The 6,849-nt window shown below is 70.5% G+C and carries 8 protein-coding genes; 5 read left to right on the top strand and 3 right to left on the bottom strand.

Annotated features, from left to right (window positions below; all coding sequences use genetic code 11):
* The 5 genes from GUY60_RS31900 to GUY60_RS31880 all read left to right on the top strand — a co-directional run.
* A partial coding sequence (locus tag GUY60_RS31900; RefSeq protein ID WP_161704190.1) for a GNAT family N-acetyltransferase occupies positions 1–571 on the top strand: 571 nt, incomplete at its 5' end.
* A gap of 172 nt (positions 572–743) precedes the next feature.
* Positions 744–1,322 (top strand): dihydrofolate reductase family protein, encoded by a 579-nt coding sequence (locus tag GUY60_RS31895; RefSeq protein WP_161704188.1) that lies wholly within the window; start codon positions 744–746, stop codon positions 1,320–1,322.
* Between the two features lie 100 nt (positions 1,323–1,422).
* A complete protein-coding gene (locus GUY60_RS31890) occupies positions 1,423–1,671 on the top strand; it encodes a hypothetical protein (protein WP_161704186.1) in 249 nt (82 codons plus the stop codon).
* A gap of 165 nt (positions 1,672–1,836) precedes the next feature.
* Complete coding sequence (locus tag GUY60_RS31885) at positions 1,837–2,247, top strand: YciI family protein (protein ID WP_161704184.1); 411 nt, start codon at positions 1,837–1,839, stop codon at positions 2,245–2,247.
* 93 nt (positions 2,248–2,340) lie between these two features.
* On the top strand, positions 2,341–3,573 hold the full coding sequence (locus GUY60_RS31880; RefSeq protein ID WP_161704182.1) for an RNA polymerase sigma factor: 1,233 nt from the start codon (positions 2,341–2,343) through the stop codon (positions 3,571–3,573).
* On the opposite strand, the gene GUY60_RS31875 is transcribed toward GUY60_RS31880, so the two are convergent.
* The 3 genes from GUY60_RS31875 to GUY60_RS31865 all read right to left on the bottom strand — a co-directional run.
* Entirely contained in the window at positions 3,518–4,432 is a 915-nt protein-coding gene (locus GUY60_RS31875; RefSeq protein ID WP_161704180.1) for an ATP-grasp domain-containing protein, read from the bottom strand. The genes GUY60_RS31880 and GUY60_RS31875 overlap by 56 nt on opposite strands.
* A gap of 82 nt (positions 4,433–4,514) precedes the next feature.
* Positions 4,515–6,146, bottom strand: a complete 1,632-nt coding sequence (locus GUY60_RS31870; RefSeq protein ID WP_161704178.1) for a serine hydrolase — start codon at positions 6,144–6,146, stop codon at positions 4,515–4,517.
* Positions 6,147–6,239: 93 nt separating this feature from the next.
* On the bottom strand, positions 6,240–6,849 hold a 610-nt coding region (locus tag GUY60_RS31865; protein WP_161704176.1), incomplete at its 5' end, for a hypothetical protein.

Below are 6,849 nucleotides of genomic sequence, written 5' to 3'. Positions count from 1 at the left end.
GGACCGGGAGCGGGTGGCCCGGCTGCTCGACGAGGCGTTCCAGCAGGACCCGGTCAGCAGCTGGGTCTTCCCCGATGCGGAGCACCGCCGTCAGGTGCACGGTGTCTTCATGGGGGTCTTCCTCGATGTCGCCCTGAGCGAGGGCTGGGTGGACATCACGGAGGACGGGGCGGCGGCCGCGCTCTGGCTCCATGTGCCCGCCGGGGAGCCCGAAGGGGAGGACGACACTCCGGCCCGTATGCGCGAGATCGCCGATCCGGAGAACGAACGGGCCGAGCTGGTGGGCCGGTTGACCGGAGCCGTGCATCCGCACGACAGGGAGCACGCGTATCTGCTGCTGATCGCCGCGCGGCCGGGGCGGCAGGGGGAGGGCCTCGGTACGGCACTGATCAACTCGGTGCTCGAACGCTGCGACCACGCGCGCGTGCCGGCGTATCTGGAGGCGAGCAGCGAGCGCAGCAGGGGACTGTACGAGCGGCTGGGCTTCGAGTTCATGGGAGAGGCGGTCCAACTGCCGGACGGGCCACGGATGTTCCCGATGTGGCGGGAACCGGGCCCGGCGGCGCACTGAGCGGAGGGACGGAAGGGAGGAGGCGCGCAACGGGAGGCGATAACAGGTTGCCAAACCACTGCAGTTGCAGCACCATGGGTGGAGTGCTGCGCATGCAGTAGGCATGGCTGGGCGGGTGACGGCTGTGCACGTGGATCGATGGGCGAGCCATCGAGGCAACCAGGGGGCCGTTTTGCGCAAGCTTTCGTATTTGATCGCCACGTCGATCGACGGATTCATCGGTTCGGCCGACGGGGACGGTGAGTTCTTCACCAAGTACGTCGACGACGCGTACCTGGAGTGGATGTTCGCGGAGTTCCCGGAGACCCTGCCGACGCACGTGCGCCGGCACTTCGGCATCGACGACCGGCCCAACCGGCGCTACGACGCCACGATCATGGGCCGTGGCACGTACGCGGTGGGGCTGCCGCAGGGCGTCACCAGTCCGTACGGGCATCTCAAGCAGTACGTGGTCTCGCGCAGCCTCCAGGAGGTGCCGCCGGAGGTGGAGTTGGTCGCCGGTGACCTCGTCGCCGAGGTGCGGGAGCTCAAGCGGCAGGACGGCCTCGACATCTGGCTGTGCGGGGGCGCGGATGTCGCGGCACAACTCGTCGACGAGATCGACGAGTTGGTGATCAAGACGTACCCGTGCTTCCTCGGCTCGGGCATGCCGCTCGCCGCCGCGGGGTTCGAGATCAGGGAGTTCGCGCTGGACTCGGTCACCTCGTTCAAGAGCGGCATCGTGGTCACCACGTACACCCGGAAGCGGTAGCCGCGGCAAGCGCCGGTAGCGGTGGCCACGGCAGGCGCCCGGAACCGGTGGGCGCGGCGGGCGGCTGGTCGGGTGTGGCGAACGGGAATAACCTGGACGTATGGCCACGAAGGAAGACCGGGCCGAACCGCGCCGCCGCGCCGAGCAGCTCTGCCCGGCGTGCAAGCGGCCGGTCGAGACGGTCGTCAAGCGCCGCAAGGTACTCGGAGCGTATGTCCCGAGCTGGGGTCCTGGCCCGTGCCACCGCCGAGGGTGCGCCGCGCGGGTCGATGAACAGGACACCGGCACGCAGGGCCGCAGGCAGCCGAGCCGGAGCGGGCGCGTCGACAGGCGGCCGAGCCACTCGTGAGCCGACCTCTCCCGGCACTCCTTCGAAAGCCGCTCCCGGCCGACCGGAACCCCTCCAGGAACGGCCTGACGACATTTCCCCCAGGTGTTGTAGAGAACGCCGGAACCGCTCCGACGTCCCCTGTGACAACGCCCCCGAGGGGGCCCGGAACAAGGAGTGGGACCGATGAAGTACTTGGTGATGGTGCAGGGTTCACACGCCGACTACGAGGCGATGGGCGGCAAGGCGAGCCCGGAGAGTCCGGCCTGGAGCGAGCAGGACGTCAAGGCGATGTTCTCCTTCATGGAATCCCTGAACAACGACCTGGCCGAGAGCGGCGAGATGGTCGACGGCCAGGGGCTCACGGACCCCGGACAGGCACGGCATGTCACCCGCGGCAAGGACGGTCGCCCGGTCGTCACCGACGGCCCGTACGGAGAGACCAAGGAAGTGCTCGCGGGCTACTGGGTGCTGGAATGCGACAGCCTCGAGCGGGTCACCGAGATCGCCAAGCGGATCACGGAATGCCCGCAACCGGAGGGCGCCCCCGACCACCCCGTCGTCATCCGGCAGATCGACAACGTGGGCCCCGCGTGAAGCACGGCGGGACGTGAGCCGGTGTCCGATGCCTGAGCCGGTGTCCGGTGCCAGAGGCGCTTCGCGGCGGCGGTGCGCGGGGGCGCGCATGCGATGAGTACGCCCCGAGGCCTTGAGGACCTGCTGCGCGGTAACGCGCCGCAGGTCCTCGGCGCGCTGTTGCGCCGGTACGGGCACTTCGACCTCGCCGAGGAGGCCGTACAGGAAGCGCTCCTGGCCGCAGCCGAGCAGTGGCCCGAGCAGGGGACACCCGGCAACCCCCGCGGCTGGCTCATCAAGGTGGCGTCGCGGCGCCTGACAGACCTGCTGCGCAGCGAGGAGGCGCGCCGCCGCCGGGAGGAGGCCGCCGCCGCGCTCACGCCCCGCGACGCCTTCGTCGCGCCCGCGCCCGGCGAGAGCCGCGCGCCCTCCGAGGACGACACCCTGACGCTGCTCTTTCTCTGCTGCCACCCCGAACTCACCCCGGCCGCACAGGTGGCGCTCACCCTGCGCGCGGTGGGCGGGTTGACCACGGCCGAGATCGCCCGCGCCCACCTGGTGCCCGAGGCGACCATGGCGCAACGCATCAGCAGGGCGAAACAGAAGGTCAGGGGCGTGCGCTTCCGTCAGCCGAGCGGCGCCGACCGGGACGAGCGGCTCGCTGCGGTGCTGCAGGTGCTGTACCTGATCTTCAACGAGGGCTATACGGCCACGTCCGGGGCGGCGCTGCACCGCGCGGAGCTCGCCCGGGAGGCGATCCGGCTCACCCGCGCGGTGCGCAAGCTGCTGCCGTACGACGGTGCGGTCACCGGTCTGCTCGCCCTGATGCTGCTCACCGAGGCCCGCACCCCGGCACGTACCGGACCCGACGGCGAGCTGGTCCCGCTGGACGAGCAGGACCGGGAGCGCTGGGACCGGGGCGCGATCGCCGAGGGCCTGAAGCTGGTCGAGGAGGCCCTCGGTCGGCGCCCGGTCGGCGCGTACCAACTACAGGCAGCCATCGCCGCGTTGCACGACGAGGCGGAGTGCGCCGAGGACACCGACTGGCCGCAGATCCTCGGCCTGTACGAACTGCTGGTGCGGCGCGCCCCGGAGCCCATGGCGCAACTGGGCCGGGTCGTGGCCGTCGCCATGGTGCACGGTCCCGATGCCGGGCTGCGTGAACTCACCGCTCTGGACGGTGTGTTGGGCGATCACCACCGGCTGCACGCGGTCCGCGCCCACCTGCTGGAGAAGGCCGGGGACACGCGGGGCGCACGCGAGGAGTTCGAGAAGGCCGCGCGGGGCACGCTCAGCGCCCCCGAAAACCGGTACCTACGCGCGCGTGCGGCCCGACTCGAGCCCTGACCGGGCCGGGTAGCGCCCGCAGGCAGTCCCGCAGGGACCGGGCCATCCGGTCCACGAAGGCGTCGCGCACCTCGGGGGTGAGCAGGTCGAGGGAGAGGTACGGGTTGAGGTCCTCCAGCTCGACGAGGAGCAGTTCGCCGCCGGGGGTACGGCAGGCGTCGACGCGCTGGATGCCGTGCTCGATGTCGTTCCAGTCGACGAAGCGGCGGGCGAACTCCAGGTCCTGGTCGGTCGGTTCGTACGTCTCCAGGTCCCAGCGGGCGCCATCGGTGGCGGTGCGCAGCGCGTACTGGAAGTCGTGGTCGACGAAGTAGAACGACACCTCGTACGTGAAGGGGATGCGCGGCTGGACGAGGATGCCGCCCTCGGCGAGCTCGGCGAGCAGGCCGGGCTCGCGCAGTGCGGAGCGCGGGACGAAGCGCAGGCCGATGGAGTCCGCGCCGAGCTTCGGCTTCACCGCGTACTCGGACACTTCGGGCAGCGCGTCGAGGTCGGCCGGGCGGTCGACGGTCGGGATCACCGGCAGCCCGGCGGCCGTCAGATCGAGGAGGTACTGCTTGCCCGCCATGTCTCCGCGGCCGGTCAGAGGGTTGTGGACAAGTTGTCCACAGGCTTCGGCACGGTTTCTGAACTCCTCGTACGCTGCGAGGTAGTTGATGACCGGGCCGCTGTTGCGTATGACGACCAGGTCGAAGGAATCGAGGAGTGAGATGGCGTCCAGGGGGTGGCAGAGCGCGATGTCGAATTCGGTACGCAGCCGGTTGCTCAGAAAGATGTCCTCGTCGCAGTACCGCCGCCCGCGCGCCTCGTATGCCAGGTCGGTGACGTACAGGACCCGGTGGCGGGCGGCGCTGCTCATGGTTCTCCTACGGCGGGCGGCCGCGACCGGCTCGGGGAGCGGTACGGCGGGGCGTGCTGGACGCGTCACCGTACCGGCCGGTTCACTCCCTGGCGAAGGTGCCGAGTCCGTTCGCGTCCAGGTTCTCGACGCGGACCTTCTCGGCGCGACCGTCGGAGCCGACGCTGAAGGTCACGCCGGACAGCCCGACCTCGTTCTCGCCCATGGTGCGGTAGCTGAACGTGTCGCCGTCGTAGTGCCGCAGGGTGAACCGCTGCTTCTTCGGCCCCAGTTGCATGACCAGCTCGTCGCCTCGGGCGCTCACGGTCATCGGGCCGTAGAAGTCGTTGGCGTACGTGCCGGTGTAGGCGCTGTCCGCCCTGGCGGGTGCGGCTTTCGCCGGGGGCTTCGTGTAGTCGGTCTCGGAGCGGTCGCCCGCCGCGGCCTGCTGGAGGAGCGGGCCGATGAACGTCAGCCAGTCGACCGTGGGCCCTCCGGTCTGCGCGGTGTCGAGGAAGGTGGTGGAGATCGCCTCGGGTACGCCTACGGGCGCGCCGTTGGTGAGGACGACGATGCCGAGTTTCTCCGAGGGCAGCATCGTGACGTTGGTGGCGGCGCCCAGGGCGAAGGCGCCGGAGTGGCCGAGCTTCAGCCTGCCCTGGTCGTCGTAACTGACGTTCCAGCCGAGCCCGTAGAACCCGGTCCTGCCCGCCGGGGCGTGCGGCGGCTCGGAGACGATGTGCGGCAGATGGGTCTCGTCGAGGGCGGCGCCGTCGACGACCTGCTTCCCCTCGAACTTGCCGTTGCCGAGCTGCAGTCGCATCCACTTCGCCATGTCCCGGACGGTGGAGCTGGCACCGCCCGCCGGAGTCTGGGCGTCCGCGTTCCGGACGAACTCGGCCTTCCAGGTGTCGCCCTCCTTCACATGGGTGACGGCCTTGTTCTCGGCCTTCTCGTAGTCGGTGAAGGAGGAGCTGGTGGAGTCCATGCCGAGCGGTCCGTACAGCTTGTCGGAGGACAGGCTCTCCCAGCTGGTGCCCGCCGCCCGCGCCACCGCGACCGCGGCTTCGGTGAGCCCGAAGTTGGTGTACGCGTAGCTGGCGCGGAACGGCGCCAGCGGTTCGTACCGCAGCCGTTCCAGGATGTACGAGCGGTCGTAGCCGAGGTCCTCGAGCAGGTCCCCGGCATGGTCGGGCAGCCCGCTGCGGTGCGAGAACAGGTCGGCGAGCGTGACGTGTTCGGTGACCCAGCGGTCCTTGAGGGCGAAGCCGGGGCTGTGCTTGACGACCGGGTCGTCCCAGGCGACGGTCTTGTCACCCACGGCGGCGGCGACCACGGTCGAGGACACCGGCTTGGAGACCGAGGCGAGTTGGAAGACGGTGTCGGCGTCGACCGCGCCCTTCGCGCCCACCTTCCGTTCGCCGAAGCCCTTCAGGTACAGCACCTCGTCGTCGTGGACCACGCCGACGGCGACCCCGGGCACACCGGTTCTGCTCATGGCGTCCCGTACGACTCCGTCGAGTTTGTCCACCGCTTCGTCGATCTTGGCGCGCGTGAGTTTCGGCGGCGGCTGGGCCGGCGGGACGGTGGGCAGCGCCGACGACTCGACGGCCGCCGGGTGGGCGACGGTGGAGGTGGCGGTACCGGAGCAGCCGCTGCCGGCGAGGGCCGCGACCAGGCCCAGTGCCGCAGCGGATCGAAGACGCCGGGCGGGTGCTTGGTCAACGCGAGACATGCTCCCAGTGAAGTCCCGCCCACACGGCGTGTCGCCTTGACGGGCCATTCGGGGGACCTGCCCGCGGAGGCGGTGGGCGGGTGCGCCGGGACGTCAGAGCATGTCGATGAGGTGGGGGTCGTGCTCGTCGGCGAGGCGGTGGTAGTCGCCGTCGCCGAAGGTCTCGGCGATGTGCATCCCGGCGTGGTCGAGTTCGTCGGTACGGCCTTCGAGCTGTACCCGCACGCGCCACTGGACGCCTCTGTGCCGGACCAGGACGTCTGCGTAGGCCCGCCCGGGGACGTCGATGCCGTCCAGTTCGGGGCCGCCCTCGCCGTAGTCGCGGAAGGCGAAGAGGAGGGGGAGGTCGTGGACGAGCCAGGCCAGGTGGGCCCAGGCCGGGGAAGGCGGCTGGGGCGCCCAGTGCTGCTCGCGGCGTTCGTCGTCGTCGGGTGCGGCAGGGGTCAGCCAGTGGGGCTTGACGGGGTCGGGGCAGGACGCTTCACGGAAGACGGCTTCGCGGGTGGCGATGTCGAGGCGGGCCAGCTCCATGCCGCGAGGGCCGCCGTGGAAGATCAAGTCCGAGGTCCTGTCGAGGAATTCGGAGACGGCGAGGTCGCGGGCGTCCTGCTCGCTGGTGTCGGGCTCGGTGGTGCCGTCGAGAGGCTCGTAGGAGAAGACGTATCGCGTGCGGCCTCGGGAGGGACGCTTGGGCATGGTCTGC

Source organism: Streptomyces boluensis, from assembly GCF_009908195.1.
Taxonomy (GTDB): domain Bacteria; phylum Actinomycetota; class Actinomycetes; order Streptomycetales; family Streptomycetaceae; genus Streptomyces; species Streptomyces boluensis.
The sequence above is the reverse complement of the archived record's forward strand: the minus strand, read 5'-3'. Positions and strand labels throughout refer to the sequence as shown.